Source organism: Oleisolibacter albus, from assembly GCF_003336875.1.
GTDB classification, from domain to species: Bacteria; Pseudomonadota; Alphaproteobacteria; order Azospirillales; family Azospirillaceae; genus Niveispirillum; species Niveispirillum album.
The window spans coordinates 16,464-33,761 of the sequence record NZ_QGNJ01000005.1; the positions used below are offsets into that span (position 1 = coordinate 16,464).

At 66.0% G+C, this 17,298-nt stretch carries 14 protein-coding genes; 4 read left to right on the forward strand and 10 right to left on the reverse strand.

All coding sequences use genetic code 11. The features are described from left to right. Positions 1 to 189: 189 nt before the first annotated feature. Positions 190 to 2,037 carry a phosphoenolpyruvate hydrolase family protein gene (locus DK368_RS08320; protein WP_162305937.1) on the forward strand — a complete coding sequence of 616 codons (1,848 nt, stop codon included), beginning with the start codon at positions 190 to 192 and terminating at the stop codon, positions 2,035 to 2,037. On the opposite strand, the gene DK368_RS08325 is transcribed toward DK368_RS08320, so the two are convergent. After that, entirely contained in the window at positions 1,990 to 2,691 is a 702-nt protein-coding gene (locus DK368_RS08325; RefSeq protein WP_114393489.1) for a phosphoenolpyruvate hydrolase family protein, read from the reverse strand. The genes DK368_RS08320 and DK368_RS08325 overlap by 48 nt on opposite strands. 246 nt (positions 2,692 to 2,937) lie before the next feature. Between DK368_RS08325 and DK368_RS08330 the strand changes: the two genes are divergently transcribed. The 3 genes from DK368_RS08330 to DK368_RS08340 all read left to right on the forward strand — a co-directional run bounded on the left by DK368_RS08330 (position 2,938) and on the right by DK368_RS08340 (position 6,298). After that, complete coding sequence (locus tag DK368_RS08330; protein WP_114393490.1) at positions 2,938 to 4,164, forward strand: Tm-1-like ATP-binding domain-containing protein; 1,227 nt, start codon at positions 2,938 to 2,940, stop codon at positions 4,162 to 4,164. Positions 4,165 to 4,181: 17 nt separating this feature from the next. Beyond that, positions 4,182 to 5,015 (forward strand): phosphoenolpyruvate hydrolase family protein, encoded by an 834-nt coding sequence (locus DK368_RS08335; protein WP_114393491.1) that lies wholly within the window; start codon positions 4,182 to 4,184, stop codon positions 5,013 to 5,015. Between the two features lie 224 nt (positions 5,016 to 5,239). Beyond that, positions 5,240 to 6,298, forward strand: a complete 1,059-nt coding sequence (locus DK368_RS08340; RefSeq protein WP_162305938.1) for a beta/alpha barrel domain-containing protein — start codon at positions 5,240 to 5,242, stop codon at positions 6,296 to 6,298. Between the two features lie 30 nt (positions 6,299 to 6,328). On the opposite strand, the gene DK368_RS08345 is transcribed toward DK368_RS08340, so the two are convergent. The 9 genes from DK368_RS08345 to DK368_RS08385 form a co-directional block, all read right to left on the reverse strand. Then, the gene (locus DK368_RS08345; protein ID WP_114393493.1) at positions 6,329 to 6,640 is read right to left on the reverse strand and encodes a DUF3325 domain-containing protein; all 312 of its coding nucleotides are present in this window, start codon (positions 6,638 to 6,640) and stop codon (positions 6,329 to 6,331) included. After that, positions 6,633 to 8,312, reverse strand: a complete 1,680-nt coding sequence (locus tag DK368_RS08350; RefSeq protein ID WP_114393494.1) for a PepSY-associated TM helix domain-containing protein — start codon at positions 8,310 to 8,312, stop codon at positions 6,633 to 6,635. The genes DK368_RS08345 and DK368_RS08350 overlap by 8 nt, the downstream gene beginning before the upstream one ends. Positions 8,313 to 8,324: 12 nt before the next feature. Continuing rightward, positions 8,325 to 8,636 carry an iron uptake protein gene (locus tag DK368_RS08355; RefSeq protein ID WP_114393495.1) on the reverse strand — a complete coding sequence of 104 codons (312 nt, stop codon included), beginning with the start codon at positions 8,634 to 8,636 and terminating at the stop codon, positions 8,325 to 8,327. A gap of 8 nt (positions 8,637 to 8,644) precedes the next feature. After that, positions 8,645 to 11,083 (reverse strand): TonB-dependent siderophore receptor, encoded by a 2,439-nt coding sequence (locus DK368_RS08360; protein ID WP_114393496.1) that lies wholly within the window; start codon positions 11,081 to 11,083, stop codon positions 8,645 to 8,647. Between the two features lie 116 nt (positions 11,084 to 11,199). Then, positions 11,200 to 12,183, reverse strand: a complete 984-nt coding sequence (locus DK368_RS08365; RefSeq protein WP_114393497.1) for a FecR family protein — start codon at positions 12,181 to 12,183, stop codon at positions 11,200 to 11,202. After that, the gene (locus DK368_RS08370; protein WP_114393498.1) at positions 12,180 to 12,707 is read right to left on the reverse strand and encodes a sigma-70 family RNA polymerase sigma factor; all 528 of its coding nucleotides are present in this window, start codon (positions 12,705 to 12,707) and stop codon (positions 12,180 to 12,182) included. Before DK368_RS08370 ends, DK368_RS08365 begins: the two co-directional genes overlap by 4 nt. Before the next feature lie 164 nt (positions 12,708 to 12,871). Further along, entirely contained in the window at positions 12,872 to 13,411 is a 540-nt protein-coding gene (locus DK368_RS08375) for a hypothetical protein (protein ID WP_420818892.1), read from the reverse strand. A 663-nt stretch (positions 13,412 to 14,074) separates the two neighbouring features. Further along, entirely contained in the window at positions 14,075 to 15,814 is a 1,740-nt protein-coding gene (locus tag DK368_RS08380; protein ID WP_114393499.1) for an AIPR family protein, read from the reverse strand. Positions 15,815 to 16,096: 282 nt separating this feature from the next. After that, entirely contained in the window at positions 16,097 to 17,239 is a 1,143-nt protein-coding gene (locus tag DK368_RS08385) for a virulence-associated E family protein (protein WP_240002404.1), read from the reverse strand. Positions 17,240 to 17,298: the final 59 nt, after the last annotated feature.

A 17,298-nucleotide genomic window follows, 5' to 3' on the forward strand; every position in this document is an offset into this window, starting at 1 on the left:
CGCTCCGAGCCGCTACGGAAGAAATCCGCCCCGGGCCGATGAATTCCAGGCTCGGCATCGGGCCGGCCTTTGCGGCATGATCCGGGCATGGAACCGGTGGCGGGGCCAGCGAAGTCCCCGACCAGACCAGCAGGAGAAGCGCATGTCCTCCCAGACCCCTGCCCATCCCGTCCGGGGCGGACGGCTGCCGTGACACGCGGCCAGCGGACCCGCGCGGCGACCGCCACGGGACAACGGCTGTGCCCGGACCGTCCTGGAACGGATGGCCGATTCGGCATCGGTGCCGCCATCGGCGCCGGGCTGGTGGCGCGTTCGGCCGTGCGCGGGGGCGCCGACTTCATCCTGGCGCTCAGTGCCGGGCGGGTGCGGGTCATGGGCGCCCCCTCGGCGGTCAGCATGCTGCCCATCCATGACAGCAACGCCTTCGTCGCCGACTTTGCCCGATCCGAACTGCTGGGCCGGGTGGATGTGCCGGTGCTGTTCGGCGCCTCGGCCCTGGACCCGCGCACCGACATTCCCGCGCTGGTGCGCCGCATCCGCGGCTGGGGCTTCGACGGGGTCGTCAATTTTCCCAGCAGCATCCTGCTCGACCCCGCCCAGGCCGCGGCCATGGCAGCCCAGGGCCTGGGCTGGCCGCGCGAGGTGGCGCTGATCCGGGAGGCGCGGACCGCCGGACTGGTCGCCAGCGCCTATGTGCGCACACCGGAGCAGGCCATGGCCATGGCCGATGCCGGCGCCGCCCTTGTCTGCATCAATTTCGGCTGGACGGCCGGCGGCCATGGCGGCGAGCCGGCGACCCAGGACATCGCCGAGGCCGCGACGGAAGCCCAGGCGGTGTTCCGCCTGCTGCGCCAGCAGCATCCGGACGTGCTGTGCTTTGTCGAAGGCGGTCCCATCGCCACGCCGGAGGATGCGGCCCAGGTCTGCCGGGCCAGTCAGGCCGACGGGTATATCGCCAGCTCCACCATGGACCGCATCCCGCTGGAAACGGCCGTGGTCGATGCGGCGGCAGCCTTCAGGACGGTGACCGGCCTGACCCGCACGGTCGAAGCCCTGAAGACCGAGATGCTGGGGCCGGGCCGCCGATTCGGCCTGATCGGGCGGTCGGCGGCCATGGGCCGGCTGGTCCACATGATCGAACGGCTGGCCGACAGCGACCTGACCGTGCTGATCCGCGGTGCCAGCGGCAGCGGCAAGGAGCTGGTGGCCGAGGCCCTGCACCACAGCAGCCACCGCCGCAGCCGCCCGCTGGTGGCCGTGAACTGTGCCGCCATTCCCCGCGACCTGCTGGAAAGCGAGCTGTTCGGCTTCGACCGCGGCGCCTTCACCGGGGCCGACCGGGCCCGCATCGGCAAGTTCGAGACGGCGGACGGAGGCACGCTGTTCCTCGACGAGATCGGCGATCTGGACCTGTCGCTGCAGGGCAAGCTGCTGCGCGTTCTGGAAACCGGGGTGGTCGAGCGGCTGGGCAGCAACCAGCCGCGCCGCCTGGATGTGCGGGTCCTGTGCGCCACCCACCGCGACCTGCGCACCATGGCCGCGGAGGGCCGGTTCCGCGAGGACCTGTTCTACCGGTTGAGCCAGCTGGAGATCCGCGTCCCCGGTCTGGCCGAGCGCATCGACGACATTCCGCTGCTGGCGCAGAATTTTCTGTCCGCCCTGGCCGCCCGTCACCGGACCCGCCCCAAGCTGCTGGACAATGACGCCTATCAGCTGCTGATGACCCGGACCTGGGCCGGCAATGTGCGCGAACTGCGCAACGTGGTGCAGCAGGCGGCCATCCTGACCGATGCGGAGATCATCGGGGCCGCGGATCTGGCCCTGCTGCTGGAGCCGGCCGGCCGGGCCATGACAACGCCCCCGCCTGCACCGGCGGCCATGGCGGGGGCACCGGCCGACAGCACGGCCATGAGCGAGCGCGACTGGATCCTGGAGGCGCTGCGGCGCAACCGTTTCCGCCGCGGCGCCACGGCCGCCGATCTCGGCCTGTCACGCAAGACCCTCTACAACAAGCTCCGCCTGTACGGGATCGACTGACCCGGCACCGCCGCGCGGAACGATGGCCCAGTCGGCGACACCGTCGGCCAGCGCCACCGCCGGAGCAAACGTGGCGGCCACCAGCGGCGGACGGAAAACCAGCACCCGCGCCGATGGTGCAGCCGCCCGCACCGCCCGCACGGTGTCCAGAACCGTCGTGACACAGGCATCCGCGGTCAGCTCCGGCCGGGGGCAGATCAACAGCTGGTCGAGACCGGAGGCCAGGACGCGCCCCGCCTGACCGGGATCGCCGGCCACCGCCATGACCTGGAACCCGTGGGCCTTGGCCTGGACCAGGGTCACCAGCTCCGCGGCATAATCGGCACCGGCGTGGTGCAAGGCCGCGGCCAGGCCGCCGCCGATCATGGCCAGCGAGGGGAGATTGATGACCGCGCGAACCCCCGCCTCCCGCAGGGCGGGAAGCAACAGCGGCGGCGGACGGAACGGATCGGCCGCCAGGATGGCGGCGTAGGTTTCGGTATCGTCAGCGAAGCGGCCGGCCAGGGCCAGGGTGGCACCATTGGCATCGCCGATGGGCAGGGCGCCGGCCAGCATCGCCTCCACCGCGGTCAGCCCGGCGAAATGGGGACAGACAACGGCGAAATCCCCGGTGCGGCCCTGCGGGCGCTCGACAATGAGACCCCGCCGGCTCACGCCACACCTCTGCCGCCGATCCGGCCAGCACGGAGACGGTCGCGGCCGGGCCGGCCAAGTTCGGGTAATTTTGGGTAGGATCGGGTCATTGTCCCCATTTTACTCATTCGCGCCCCCGGCGGCACCAGTGCCGCCCTGCTGTTGCGTCTGGCATGCCGATTGCTGCGGCCCCGGTTGACGGCGTCCGTTCCCTGACCGCGGCGCCAGCGCGACAGCGGAAGCGACACAACAGGGGGAGGAACCCAGATGCAGCCACCGATCACCAGCCTGTCCACACCCGGTTCCAGCGTAGCCTATGTCGCCGGAACCTTCGATACCAAGGGCAGTGAACTCGCCTTCCTTGCGGACTGCCTGAAACGGACGGGGGTCCGGGTCGTCACCGTCGATCTGTCCACCACGGGCAGGGCCAGCGGCGCCGATATCCAGGCCGGCGAGGTCGCCGCCCACCATCCCGGCGGCACGGCCGCGGTTTTCACCGGCGACCGCGGTTCCGCCGTCGCGGCCATGACCGAGGCGTTCCGCCGCTTCGTCGCCACGCGGCGCGACCTCGCCGGCCTGATCTCGGCCGGCGGGTCGGGCGGCACGGCGCTGGTGGCGCCGGCCATGCGCGATCTGCCAGTGGGCGTGCCGAAGGTCATGGTGTCCACCATGGCCTCGGGCGATGTGCGCCCCTATGTCGGGCCATCCGACATCTGCATGATGTATTCGGTCACGGATGTGTCGGGCCTCAACCGCATTTCCGAGCAGGTGCTGTCCAACGCCGCGCACGCCCTGGCCGGCATGGTGGCCCACCACCGGGCGCCCAGCGCCGCCGCCAAGCCGGCCGTAGGTCTGACCATGTTCGGCGTCACCACACCCTGCGTACAGGGGGTGACGGCGGCCCTGGCCGACCGCTTCGACTGTCTGGTCTTCCATGCCACCGGCACCGGCGGGCAATCGATGGAGAAGCTGGCGGATTCGCATCTGCTGGCCGGTGTCATCGACATCTCGACCACCGAGGTCTGCGACCATCTGTTCGGTGGCGTGCTGGCCTGCACCGACGACCGGTTCGGCGCCATGATCCGCACCCGGATCCCCACCGTGGTCTCGTGCGGCGCACTGGATATGGTGAATTTCGGCGCACCGGAGACCGTGCCCGCGCACTACCAAGGCCGCACCTTCTATCCCCACAATCCGCAGGTGACGCTGATGCGCACCACGGCGGAGGAAAATGCCCGTATGGGCGTGTGGATCGGTGAACGGCTGAACCGCATGGAGGGGCCGGTCCGTCTGCTGATCCCCGAAGGCGGCGTGTCGATGCTGGATGCGCCGGGCATGCCCTTCCACGACCCGGACGCCGACCGCGCCCTGTTCACGGCGCTGGAGCGGACCGTGGTGCAGACCGACACGCGCCGTCTGATCCGCCTGCCCCACCACATCAACGACCCTGCCTTCATCGAGGCCGTGGTCGCTCATTTCCTTGAGATTGCCTGAGCAAGGGAGATCCCATCATGCCCAGATTTTCGCGTGAGACGCTGCTGACCCGGTTCCGCGCCATGATCGCCGCCAATGAGCCCATCGTCGGCGGCGGCGCCGGCACCGGCCTGTCGGCCAAGTGCGAGGAAGCCGGCGGCATCGACCTGATCGTCATCTACAATTCCGGCCGCTACCGCATGGCCGGACGCGGCTCCCTGGCCGGGCTGATGGCCTATGGCAATGCCAACGATATCGTCGTCGAGATGGCATCGGAGGTGCTGCCGGTGGTGAAGAAGACCCCGGTGCTGGCCGGCGTCAACGGCACCGATCCCTTCATGCTGAAGGAGCCGTTCCTGCGCAAGCTGGGGGATCTCGGCTTCTCCGGCGTGCAGAACTTCCCCACGGTCGGTCTGATCGACGGCGTCTTCCGCGCCAACCTGGAGGAGACGGGCATGAGCTACGGGCTGGAGGTGGATATGATCGCCACCGCCCACCAGCTTGATCTGCTGACCACGCCCTATGTCTTCGATCCCGATCAGGCCCAGGCCATGGCCAAGGCCGGCGCCGATATCATCGTCTGCCACCTGGGATTGACCACCGGCGGCAATATCGGCTCGCAGACCGCGCGCAAGCTGGAGGACTGCCCGGCCCTGATCAATGACTGGACCGAGGCGGCACTGAAGGTGCGCAAGGATATCATCGTGCTCTGCCATGGCGGCCCCATCGCCGAGCCGGAGGATGCCAATTACATCCTGAAGCACTGCCCGAACTGCCACGGCTTCTATGGCGCCTCCAGCATGGAGCGCCTGCCGACCGAGCGCGCGCTGACCGACCAGACCCGCCGCTTCAAGCAGATCCGGCGCGGCTGACCGGCTGCCCGGGAAGGGGTGCCCTCCCCCGGCACCCCTTCCCCGCCCGCATCGGCGTCATGACCGCCGCCGGGGCGGGCGGCAGCGCACGCGGGAGCGGTGCGACGGCACGCCCCCTGGTCCTGCCCGCCCGCATCGGTCAGAACGGCAGCATGGTTGCCGCCGGTCAGGGCCGCCCGTCGCGCGGACGCCCATCGGTCAGGCCGTTTGGAGACCCCGCCGACATGCCGCTGCCCGCCCCCACCTACGACGTCGCCAAGAGCTACGACGAGAATTACGCGGCCGGCCCGGCCTTCAGCGGCCCCGAGCCGGTGCTGGCTCCCCCGCGCCGGACGATCTCCTTTCTCGGCCACCGGCTGAACAGCCCCATCGGCGTCCCTGCCGGGCCGCTGCTGAACAGCGCCTATGTCTCCCTCTATGCCCGCCTGGGCTGGGACATCCCCGTCTACAAGACGGTGCGCAGTGTCGAACGGGCCTGCCACCCGGCCCCCAACTGCCTGTTCATCCCCGCCGATCCGTTGCGGGAGGAGGATGCGCTGTCGCTCCGGCGCACGGCGCCGGCGCCGGACGCGCTGACCGACCTCAGCATCACCAATTCGTTCGGCATGCCCAGCAAGCCGCCGGCGGAATGGCAGGCCGATGTCCGTGCCGCGGATGCCGCCATGGGACCGGGCCAGTTGCTGATCGTCAGCATCGTCGGCACGCCGGGTGCCGAGGGCCGCGATCTTGCCGCCGATTTCGCCCATACGGCGGCGCTGGCGAAGGCGGCCGGCGCCCGCGTGATCGAAGCCAATTTCTCCTGCCCCAACGTGGTCAGCAGCGAAGGCGCGCTTTATGGCGATGCCGTCACGTCAGCCGCCGTCACGCAGCGGATCAAGGAGGCCATCGGCGATACCCCGCTGCTCATCAAGATCGGCGCCCTGCCCGAGGAGCAGTTGACCGCCGTCGTCCGCGCCAACCTCCCTTTCGTGGACGGCATCGCCGCCATCAACACGGTGCCGCTGCGGATCGTCGATGCCGCGGGGCAGCAGGCCCTGCCGGGCGACGGACGGCTGAAAAGCGGCGTATGCGGTGCCGCCATCCGCGGCGTCGGCGCCGGGATGACCGCCCGCCTGATCCGCATCCGCGACAGGCTGCACGCGCAGTACGCCGTGGTCAGTGTCGGCGGCGTGATGACGGAACAGGACATCGATGACCGCCTGGCCCTGGGGGCAGATCTGGTCATGTCGGCGACCGCCGCCATGTGGGATCCGCTGATGGCCGCCCGCTGGCGCAACCGCTGACCTGCACCCGCCCCATCCCGGGGCGTCCTCTCAGCCGCCGGGCAGCAGCCAGCGCAGGCTGGCCGGCCGCCAGGACAGGGTGAAGGTGATGGTCAGGGCGGCGGCGGCCAGGGTCATGATCCAGACCAGGGCCGCCATCGACGGGTGATCGGCCCCCAGGCAGAGACAGAGCGACAGGACCAGCGCCAACCCGCCGGCCAGACGCAGGCCCCGGATGGTGCCACGGCGCCGGGCACGGCCGCCGAAGACCTGACCCCAATGCGGTTCCATCGCCAGGGCCAGCCAGCCCATGCCCGCAGCGCTGGCCAGCATGGCGGCAGCCAACATCATGATCTCAGGCATGGGTGACCCCGGTCTTGACGGTGTCGAGGGCGGGAGCGGCCGAGGCCCGCCGTTTCAGCCGGCGGGCGGCCAGCAGCGCCAGGGCGGCACTGGCCAGCAGGCAGAGATCCAACCCCGCCACCGGCCAGTAATGCGCCGCCAGCGTGCGCAGCAGATGATCGCCGGTCATGATCCAGTTCAGCAGCACGGCCAGCGGCGCCAGCAGGGCAATGGCCCGGCACTGTTCCGCCCAGGCCGGGGACAGGCGCCCCGCCGCCACCGGCGCGCTGCGCAGCAGCGCATGGACGAAGGCCAGCAGCCAGCCCCCCCAGAAGGCGTATCGTTCCAGATCCCCCCGCGGCGGCCACCCCCCGGGCAAGGCGTCGGGCAACAGCTTGTTGGCGATCAGCAGGCACAGGGTGGCCACCACCATGCCCGTCACCGTGGTCACGGCCAGGGCATCCACCAGCCGGGCGCCCTGGATGCCCTGCTTGGCGTGCTGGCGCTTGCGCTTCTCCACAAAGAAGATGAAGCCGGTGGCGATGCAGACACACCCGGTCAGCCCGCCCAGCACATAAAGCCAGCGCAGCAGCCAATGGCGGAAATGCTGGAGATGCAGGCCGGTCAGGAACTCGTTCACGCTGCCGACGGCGCCAGGGGCAGGATCTTCGCGCAACAGTTCCCCGGTGGAGGCCTTGAAATGGATGCCTTCGCCGGTCAGGGCGATGCGGTCGGTGCCGGCGCGGTAGACGCTGACATAGCCGTTGGCATCGCCCACATGCTGCAGAGTCAGGAATCCGACCTCGCCGGCCATGCCCCGGGCGTGCCAGCGGCGCTGCGCCTCCGCCACCATGGCATCGACCGAGGCGATGGGGGCCGGCACACCCGCCCGCTCATGCGGCAGACCGGTCTCCGCCGCTTCCAGCCGCTCGCTCAGCTGGTGCAGCGGGTCCAGCTGGGTGTGGCCGACAGGGAAATAGATGCCGGCGAAGATCACCAATCCGGTGAAGGCAAAGAAGAAATGGAACGGCAGGGCCACGACGCCCGTGAGATTGTGCAGATCCAGTACACTGCGCTGGATGGTCTTGTCCGGCCGGAAGGTGAAGAATTCCCGGAAGATCTTGCGGTGCATCACCACACCGCTGACCAGCGCCGCCAGCATCGCCATGGCGGCCGCGCCGACGATCCAGGTGCCGGCATCACGCCAGTGCAGGTTCAGGCTGTAATGCAGCGGATAGAAGAATTCACTGCCGATCTTCAGCCGGTCATCCGGCAGGCTGGCGCCCGTGCGCGGGTCGATGGTGCGATAGGCCCAGAGGGCCTCCTCCGGGTCCTTCGCACCGGGCACATCGAAGCCGATGAACAGTTCCAGCACCGGGTCGCGGTGGGTGGTATAGGCCCCCATGCGATCAATGGCCGTGTAGGTCTGCGGCATCGGGCCGTTGACGCGGGGGGCCATGTCGGCGATGGCCTCCCGCGTCGGCTGCATGCTCTCGAACACCGGGCGCAGCACCATGTCGAAACTGGGCATCGGCTGGGGCTCGAAGCGCGATTGCGGCACGGCCCAGCGGTCGATCTCCCGGTCGAACACCGACAGGGCGCCGAAGAAGAAGACGACCATCAGCACGAAGCCCAGCACCAGACCGAACCAGGTGTGCAGCCAGGCCATGGAGAGGCGGACGCTCTGGAACATGGGGGCTCCGGATCAGGTGAGATGGTTCTGGATCAGGCTGGCGGCACCGGCCATCAGCCCCGCCCCGCCTGCCGCCACGATCCAGACCCGGACCAGACTGCGGGCCGCGAAGGCCCACAGCAACAGCGCCAGATAGACGGCGACGCCGATGATGGCCGTCAGGTGTTCGGCATCATGGAACGGCATGCCAAGGGCGAACAGCGACGCCATACCGAAGGCGATAAAGCCCCAGGTGAAGGCGTAGCCACCCAGGACGGCAGCCGCGATCCGCAAGACGGGGTGCCAGAGGGGATGCCAGAGGGGATGATGGCCGGTGATACGCATGGGCCTCCTCAGAACCGATAGCTCAGGGATACGGAGATCTGACGGGGTTCACCGTAGAAATTGCTGTAAACATTGGTGCTGGAATAATATTTCTTATCCAGAAGATTGTTGATGTTCAGACTGGCGGTCAGCGCATCATTGACGTCGTACTTCGCCATCACATCCAGGATGATGAAGTTCTTCTGCTCGGAGTAGACCGGTGTCGCGAAGTTGCCCCTGGCCACGAAGCGGCTGCGGCTTTCCCAGCGGGCACCGCCGCCTAGGGTCAGGCCGTCCCACGCCCCGGGCAGACGATAGGCGGTGAACAGCTTGGCGACATGGCGCGGCAGACCGACATTGAGGTCGAAGCCCTCCGGCAGGTCCGGCTTGGCATAGGTGTAGCTGGCCTGCATCTGCCAATCCGGCAGCAGTTCCCCCGACAGGTCGATTTCCACGCCCTTGATGCGGGCGCCATCGGCCGCCACGTAGGCGGAATCGCCATTGGGGGCCATGTTGCTGCCGTCCACGACGGCGTAATTGTCCTGCAGGCTTTTGAACAGGGCCAGGCTGGCATTGAGCGCGTCCTTGAAGAAGGCGCCCTTCACGCCGGCCTCATACGTGTCCCCCACCAGCGGATCCAACACCTTGCCGCTGACATCCTGATTCTGCTGCGGCTGGAAGATGCTGGTGTAGCTGGCATAGACGGAGATCGTGTCGGTCAGGTCCTGCACGACGCCGACATAGGGGATAACCTTGCCATTCTCCTTCATGTCGTCGGGATAGGGACCCCATTGCACATAATCGTAGGAGGCATTCTGGTCGAACCAGGTGAGACGGCTGCCCAGGATGACGGACAGCGTGTCCGTGGGGCGCAGCCGGGCGGCACCATAGAGCGATGCCTGCTTTTCCAGGAAATAGCGCTTGCCCGACGTTTCCCACACCGGCTCCGGCTTGTTGCCGTCCCAGGTGAAGATGTCGGGCACGGAGGCGTCATAGCCGGGCACGGTCCAGAGCGGATACATGGTGTAGTTGGCCCGCGTACGCGACAGGTTGAGACCGACCGACAGGTCGTGCTGGCGGCCGAACAGCTCCACAGGGCCGGAGAGGCTGGCATCCAGCGCCGTCTGCGTCTTCGGGATGGGCCATTTCGCCACCCACAGCGAAGCCCCCGCCCCGGTTGCCGGATCGGCCAGCCCATTGTCGCTGAACCAGCCATAGGTGCGGTCGTTGTCATCGCCTGTGCGGGTCAGGGTGACGGCTCCCTGCCAGTCGCCGGCGAATTCATGCTCCAGCGTGCCGGCGAAATTGTAGCGCGTGCGGGTTTGCCGGCTCCAGTTCGTGGCGGAATTGTAGGAAACAGGGAAATCGGTGTGCGACCCGTTGGCGAAGACGCCGGGAAAGCCGAAATAGGAACAGGCCGTGCAGTGCTTGCGCTGATATTCACCGCTGAGGGTCAGCAGGGTGCGTTCCGACAGGGTCAGTTCCACCACGCCATAGAGCAGGCGGGAGTCCGCCTCCAGCCGGTCGACATAGGAATCCCCATCCTCCCATGCCCCCACGATCCTGGCGCGCACGGTCCCGCTGTCGGTGACCGGGCCACCGGCATCCAGTTCCAGGCGCTTTTTGCTCCAGGACCCGATGCTGGCCTTGGCCTCTGCCTGGAAACTGGCCGTCGGCTTCTTGCGCACCAGATTGATGGACGCGGCGGGGTTGCCATTGCCGCTCATCAGGCCGGTGGAGCCGCGCACGATCTCGATCCGGTCATACAGGGCGGTATCCATGCTCAAGGCTTTGAAGTCCTTGTGCAGGGGGACCCCGTCCACCAGCATGTTGGTGATTTCCATGTTGCGGGCGAACAGGCCCTTCTCATTGTCGTCCGCCGTCGCCTTCTTCTTGAAGACGATGCCGGGCGAATTCACCATCGCATCCTCGACGGTCGTGATGTGCTGGTCGTCCAGCCGCTGGCGCGACAGCACGGCCACCGTCTGCGGCGTTTCCCGCATGGTCAGCGACAGGCCGGTGGCGCTGCGCATGGGACCGGCGGTGTAGGACCCCGTGCCTTGCGTCAGCGCCGTCCGCTCGGTGTCGCCTTCGATGCGCAGCGTCGGCAGCAGGACGGCGCCCGTGTCGGGCGGCGCTTCCCCCGGCATCAGCGTGTAGCCGCTGGCGGTGCGGCCGATGCGGAAGCCGCTGCCGCGCAGCAGCTGGGTGAACCCCTCATCCACACCATAGGCCCCGCGCAGCCCCGGGCTCTGCAGCCCCTGGATCTGGCCGGCATCCACGGCGATGGACACGCCGGCCTGCTGGGCGAAGCGGTTCAGCACCTGGGCCAGCGGTCCAGCCGGAATATCATAGCTGACACCCTGCTGCGCCGTCTGGGCACGGGCAACCACGGGAGCAAGGGCGGTCAGGCTGGCCAGGGCGGTGCCGCCGGCCAGCGCCAGCCGGTAAAGACGCGGGACATGCATAATGGAGGGTTCCTCTTTCCCAATCCGTTGCTCTCTCCCAGCGGTTGACGAGCGAGGTGGAAAAAGTGGAACCGGGACGGTGAGAATTTTTCCGCGCGGCTGGACCGTGGCTCCCATCATGGCGGTGCGTCCACCAGCACCAGATACGGGGTGAGCGTGCGCAGGCGCAGGGCGGGGAAACTGCTGCGCAGCAGACGCAAGGCCCGGTCGGTGTCATCCAGCGGCAGCACGGCGCTGACGCGCAGGCCGGCGATCTGGTCCCGGTCGTAGAGGATGCGGCCGGGCCGGTGGCGGGACAGCTCATCCAGCACCTCGGCCAGCGGCCGGTCGCTGACCACCAGCTGGTGCCGCGTCCAGGCATCGGCCAGGCTGGCCGGATCCACCGGGGCGCCCCGGGTGACGCCCGCCGCGGTGATGCGGGCGGACTGGCCGGCGGTGATGGTCAGCGGGGCCTCTCCCGCGGGCTGCCCGCGGGCGGTGATGCTGGTGCTGGAGTCCAGCATTTCCACCACCGTCTCCCCGTCCCGCCGGTCCACGGTAAAGCGGGTGCCCAGGGCACGGATGCGGCCATGCGCGGTGTCCACCAGGAAGGGCCGGGCGGCATCCTTGGCCACATCCACCAGGATGTCGCCGCTGACCAGTTCCAGACGGCGGCTGGTGGCATCGTAATGCAGGTTGACGGCGCTGTTGGCGGACAGGGTGATGCGGGTTCCGTCCGCCAGTTCGCGGCTTTCCCATTGGCCGGTGCCGGTGCGCAGATCGGCCAGCAGATAGGCGGGCGGCCAGAGGGAAAGGGCCGCCCACACCGGCAGGCACAGAAGCAGCAGCAGGGCGGCTCCCGCCGCCAGCGGACGCGCAGCGCGCGGCTTTGCGGCGGCGGCCAGCGCCGCCAGAGCCGGACGGGCGGTGGCCGGGCCGCTCAAGGCCCGGACCCGGCCCAGCAGCCCGTCGATCCGCGCGGCCGCCGCGGCATGGCGCGGATCGGCGGCTTTCCAGCGGACGAAATCGCGCTCCGCCTCGGCCCGTTCCGCCGGATCGTCATCGCCCAGGCGCACGATCCAGGCGGCGGCCTGCTCCAGGATGGGATCAGCCCCGGTCACAGCCCATGCTCCGCCAGGGCCGGGCAATGGAGGTGGCAGCACAGCAGGGCCTGGGCCAGATACTTCTGCACCATCCGCTTGGAAACCCCCAGCGCCCGCGCGATATCCGCCTGGGTCTGCTGTTCCAGATAATGGCGCAGGAAGGCTTCCCGGGCACGCGGCGGCACATTGTCCAGCGCCCGGGTGATCTGGGACAGGGCCTCCACGGCCGCCATGATCTCGGCCGGGGACGGATAATGCGGCAGTGTTTCCGCCAGCAGGGCCAGCTCCGCCAGATAGGCCTGTTCGATCACCTGGCGACGAGACCGGTCGATCAGCAGATGGCGGGCGGTGGTGGTGAGATAGGCGCGCGGTTCCTGCAGCCCGATCAAGGCATCGCGCGAGGCGATCAGCCGCAGAAAGGTTTCATGTGCCAGATCGGCCGCATCGGCGGCATTGCCCAGACGGCGGCGCAACCAGCCCTGCAGCCAGCCATGATGATCGACATAAAGCGTATGGATGGTGTGGGCGTCGGCAGCGGGCACGGATTCATCTCATCCCAGGGGCGGCCGGAACCGCCAGGGTCACAAGGAAATAAGAATGATTTGCATTCCTAAGGGTCCCGGGCCGTTTACGCAATCCCTGTCGTTCCCGGCGCGATGCAGACCGGTCCCACCTGAACCGCTCCGGGAAACCCGGAGCGGTTCACTCACGGCACACCTCCCGCCCGGTGCTGGATGGTCCAGTGCAGCAGGGCGATGGCGTCGGCCTCGTTGTCGTCCGCCGGATTGAGCCCGCGCGCCCGGATGGCGGCGATCACCGCCTGTTTGCCGGCGTTGCCCTTGCCTGTGGCAAAGCGTTTGATCGTGCCCACCGGCACCGCCTCATAGGCGACAGTCCGGTCCTCGCACCAGGCCGTCAGCGTGGCGAGGAAGCCGCCATAGACGTGGGCGGCATCGGTGCCGGCATGGCGGCGGACTTCCTCATAGACGATAAGGCCGATCCCACCAGTGGTGGTGGCGATCTCCCCCAGCCAACGCCGCAAACGCAGGTAACGCATACCGCCGCCGGACCAGCGGTCCTGGCGGAAGGCTTCGGTGCCGGAGACGATGGTGCCGTCGCCGGCGCGCAAGGCCCAGCCCATCACCGTGCCCAGGTCGAGGGCCAGGATGGCATGAGGTACGCGGCTGGCCCCGCTGGGGGCGGGCCTGGGGGCCGGCGCTGCCGGAACAGAATGCAAGAGGAACATGATGAAGGCTCACGCATGGGTGGGCCTTCGGCTTCGGTCACGAGGATGGAATCACAGGCCGGCGGACGGTGCAAGAGGGTCGTTTACTTGCTGCGCTCATCCCTCGGCGGTCCCAACCGTCCCATGTCCCAACGGGGGGTGCAAACATCCTATAGCAAAAATAATTTTAGTCATATTATGTGTATAAGTGGCAATTAACCACATCCCATGGGTGATTTTTCTCTCTCCATATTGCCTTTGCCAGAGGTTGGGACCGTTGGGACGGATGGGACAAAGCCAGGATTTCAGAGGCTTTCAGCGTGTCCCAACCTCCTGATGAGGTTGGGACGGTTGGGACATGTCGGGCGGGGTGAGTTTGGAATGGGGCTCGGGGTTTGTCCCAACCTTGGCAGACGACGCAGGTCTGCTTCAGAGAGGTTGGGACAGCGATCCGCAGCAGGCGATCGGGACAGTGTTGGCCATGTTTCCGGTCGCCAAACGTCCGTTTGACAGATGCCAGACGGTAGGTGGGAATCTATGATCCCTTTGTACGGCTGCTTAGCGCCCCATGGTCGCCGTTTAGAGCCCCGAGTGACGAGCCCAAAAGCCGTCGTTCGCAGCATGCCTTGCAGTACGACCATTTTAAGAACGATTAGCCCAACCGCAGACTTATTCCTCGAAACCTCACTGTATCGGTATGTCCTCATCGACCAGATCGTGATCGAAAGCCTTCGCGAACGCTTCGGATCGAATTGCATCGCGCAATCTCTCCCTGGTGCTTGCGTCAGTTGCCGTGACCCGCTTTTGTAGGACTTTGTAGACCGTCTCGATCGTTGCCTTCAGGCGATGTTCGTTGTCCGCGAGGGTCACAATGCGTTGCGAAATTGCCTCTATGTCTTGCTTTCGGCGCGCAAAAATATCTCCGTTCCCAATTACTTTTCGACCGATCGCGGCAAGAATATAATAACGGTAAAGTTTTAGACCATTGTCCAGCTTCTGTTTTCGCCAGAGGCAATCCAAACGGTAATACAAGTAACATGCAGCATAATAAAGCCTGACATCGTGATCGTCCAAGAACAGTTTGGATTGATACTCGGCACTAATGCCACGATAGTCTCGTGCTGAGCGATTCGGCTGGTTTAAAAGTGTTGCCGCCACGGCTTTCATCAAGGTTGATGGCTGTATAATGCGAGCCTTCTCAACCTTCTGACCGCGGAACTGATTTTCACGCCGCTCAAAAAAGATACGGTGATCATCGTCAAGAGACTGGCAATACTCTTCAAATGATTTCATGAACGGGCGAAGCGCCCAAAATTGCTCTTCCCGTACCGAATTCTGCCGGTTCGTTCCAGCGATGATTGACGATATAAATTCATCGTCTTTCGTTCCGATTAAACGGAACGGAATATTAACGCCATCGGCTTTGTCTCGGTTATTGAAAATAATGTTACTGGTTTGACAACCGTTTACGATCTGATAGTCTTCTATGCGAAAGCGATCGCCAGTCCTATCTATAGATTTAGCGACTACGGTTATCCCGTTATTTCGAAAAATGAAATCCGATCCTTCTCCTTTGTTCAAAGTCTCGGCTATGTCGATATTTATCTTTGAGTCTGGATCAAAGTCGCGGATGTTATCGAAAAAGACCGATTTATTGATATCGGTAATCATCCCATCGTCATCACGCAGCGCGACGAGCTTCACGACCTCGCTTGCTGTAAGGTAACCCAAGTAGGCTTCCTCAACGCTTCCGTGGCTTGGCAGGACGACGTTCCGGGGAAAGTCGATCGTCACCTCAACCGCACTCGACGCAGCGCGATAGAGCCTCTGAAGCTCCTTGGCTCCGAGCATGTGGATGTTGAGCTTTTCCGGGTCGAAGATGTTCAAATCGGCCCACTGCGTCTGCGTCGACTGGATCAGCTTCTCGATCCGAGATGGCTTGTCGTAGTTTCCGGTGCAAACGTAATAGGCATGAAGCCCTGGATTCCGCCGCCCCACCGCCTTACTGTAAAGAAGGTCCTTCGCTGCCATCAAATCATCAAGCTGAGGGCTCTCGCCTTTCATGCCACCGTCAAAAAATCCCAAGATACCATCGAAAAACTTTGATATGTTGCCGTAGTCGAAGGAGGTGCCGGTCTTCGACTGGAAGAAGTAGAAGTCGATCTCTGGGCTTCGGATGTCTTGAATGGCTTGTTCCACGTCGGTCGTGTCTGTGACCAAGCGCCCCTGAACTATAATAGCCACGGCATCGATACCGAACTCATCGCCCTTGAGGTGTGCCTCGACCGCATCGACGCTCTCTCCAAGCCCTCCGTTCAATACGGAGTAGGCCGAGTAGATCTCAAATGCTTCGTTTTCGGGGTGGTCTCCGAGGTCTTCCCTCGCCGTGAATTCGGCGACTTGCGCCTTGATAACCGGGTTCATTTTCGCGCCTCTCCCAAACTTACTGGCAATCTATCAGGTTGGGGGCGCTTGGCTAGCTGTCGATTGAGACAGAAAGCCGTCTGATCGTTGACCGCCGGGTGCAGGCCATCAACAGCCATGTAGACGATCCCTACTGGCTACCTTATTGGAAGGCGGCTCCCCTGGCCCACTCGCCTAAAAGCGGTCCAGCGGTTAGCGGCCCAAAGTAGCCGATCCTATGCGCCTTCATACTGTTCATCGCCAAGCGTCGACGACGAATTTCCGGATGAAGCCGTGATCAAATCAATCGACTGCCCACACCGGCCGCCAATACCGCCACTCCCGTCGTCCGCCGCTTCCCGCCTTATACCGCTCCCACTGCCGGGCCTTCAGATACGCCGCCACGCGCATCTGGTCGCCGCGTGACCACTTCCCCGTTTCAATCCCCAGCGCTCCTTCCAGGATTTCACCCACGGATACGTCACAGACCGGCTGGTCGCGTTCGACCTCCTCGTCGCGCCAGTCGTCATAGCCGAGGGCGCCCCGGTTGACGCGGCGGCGTTCATGGGTCAGCCAGCGGTCGATGCGGGCGTCCCAGGCGTCGCCCTGGGTGCGGGCTTCCTGCCCGACCCTGGCGGCGGCGATCAGGTCGGGATCGTCCAGCCACCAGATGGCGCCGTCGCGGTAACGGACGACCGCCTCGGCCCAAAGCTGGTCGCGGTCCTGGCGCAGACCGTCGAGGTCGATGCGGCCGCAGCGCAGCGGCCAGAAGCGGCGGTTGCCGGTCTCGTCGCGCAGGTAGGTGTCGGGGTTGACCGACCCGGCAAAGACGCATTGCCGGGGCACGTCGATGACGTAGCGTTCATAAGGCGGGCGGTAGCGGTCGGTGGTGCGGGTCAGGAAAGCCTTGATGCGCTCGACCTCGGCCCGGCCGATGGCGTCCAGTTCGGCGATCTCGATGATCCAGACGCCGCGCATCTGCTGGGCGCAGTCCTTGCTGCCGATCTCCGCCAGTTCGTCGGTGAACCAGTCCTCCCCGGCCAGGATCTTCAGGGCGGTGGATTTGCCGGTGCCCTGCGGCCCTTCCAGGATCAGCATATGGTCGACCTTGGCACCGGGGTGCCGGATGCGGGCGATAGCGGAGATCAGCCAGCAGGTCCCGAAGGCGCGGTTGAGCGGCGTGTCCTTGGCGCCCAGATAGCGGATTGCCCAGGTCTCCAGCCGTGGCGTGCCATCCCAACGCAGATGGTCGAGATAGTCGCGGACGGGATGGACGCGGATGTCGTTGGCCACCGCACCCACGCTGCGGCTGACCACCAGGGGCGTGACATTGATCTCGCGGCGCTGGAGCCATTCGGCGCAGCGCACATCGTCCGTGGCATTCCAGGGGCGCGGGGCCTGGAACGGGGTGCTTTCGCCACAAAAAAGGCCGCGTGAGCGGCCCATGGTCTGGTTGGTACCGGGGTAGTGGCGGAGGGAGATGGACTCGGAGCAAACTCTCTCTT

Excerpts from the sequence above, each read along its gene's own strand:
- DK368_RS08350 (WP_114393494.1), bottom strand. The coding sequence starts at position 8,312 with ATGTTCCAGAGCGTCCGCCTCTCCATGGCCTGGCTGCACACCTGGTTC.
- DK368_RS08340 (WP_162305938.1), top strand. The coding sequence starts at position 5,240 with ATGCCGCTGCCCGCCCCCACCTACGACGTCGCCAAGAGCTACGACGAG.
- DK368_RS08355 (WP_114393495.1), bottom strand. The coding sequence starts at position 8,636 with ATGCGTATCACCGGCCATCATCCCCTCTGGCATCCCCTCTGGCACCCC.
- DK368_RS08345 (WP_114393493.1), bottom strand. The coding sequence starts at position 6,640 with ATGCCTGAGATCATGATGTTGGCTGCCGCCATGCTGGCCAGCGCTGCG.
- DK368_RS08375 (WP_420818892.1), bottom strand. The coding sequence starts at position 13,411 with ATGTTCCTCTTGCATTCTGTTCCGGCAGCGCCGGCCCCCAGGCCCGCC.
- DK368_RS08380 (WP_114393499.1), bottom strand. The coding sequence starts at position 15,814 with ATGAACCCGGTTATCAAGGCGCAAGTCGCCGAATTCACGGCGAGGGAA.
- DK368_RS08360 (WP_114393496.1), bottom strand. The coding sequence starts at position 11,083 with ATGCATGTCCCGCGTCTTTACCGGCTGGCGCTGGCCGGCGGCACCGCC.
- DK368_RS08335 (WP_114393491.1), top strand. The coding sequence starts at position 4,182 with ATGCCCAGATTTTCGCGTGAGACGCTGCTGACCCGGTTCCGCGCCATG.
- DK368_RS08330 (WP_114393490.1), top strand. The coding sequence starts at position 2,938 with ATGCAGCCACCGATCACCAGCCTGTCCACACCCGGTTCCAGCGTAGCC.
- DK368_RS08385 (WP_240002404.1), bottom strand. The coding sequence starts at position 17,239 with ATGGGCCGCTCACGCGGCCTTTTTTGTGGCGAAAGCACCCCGTTCCAG.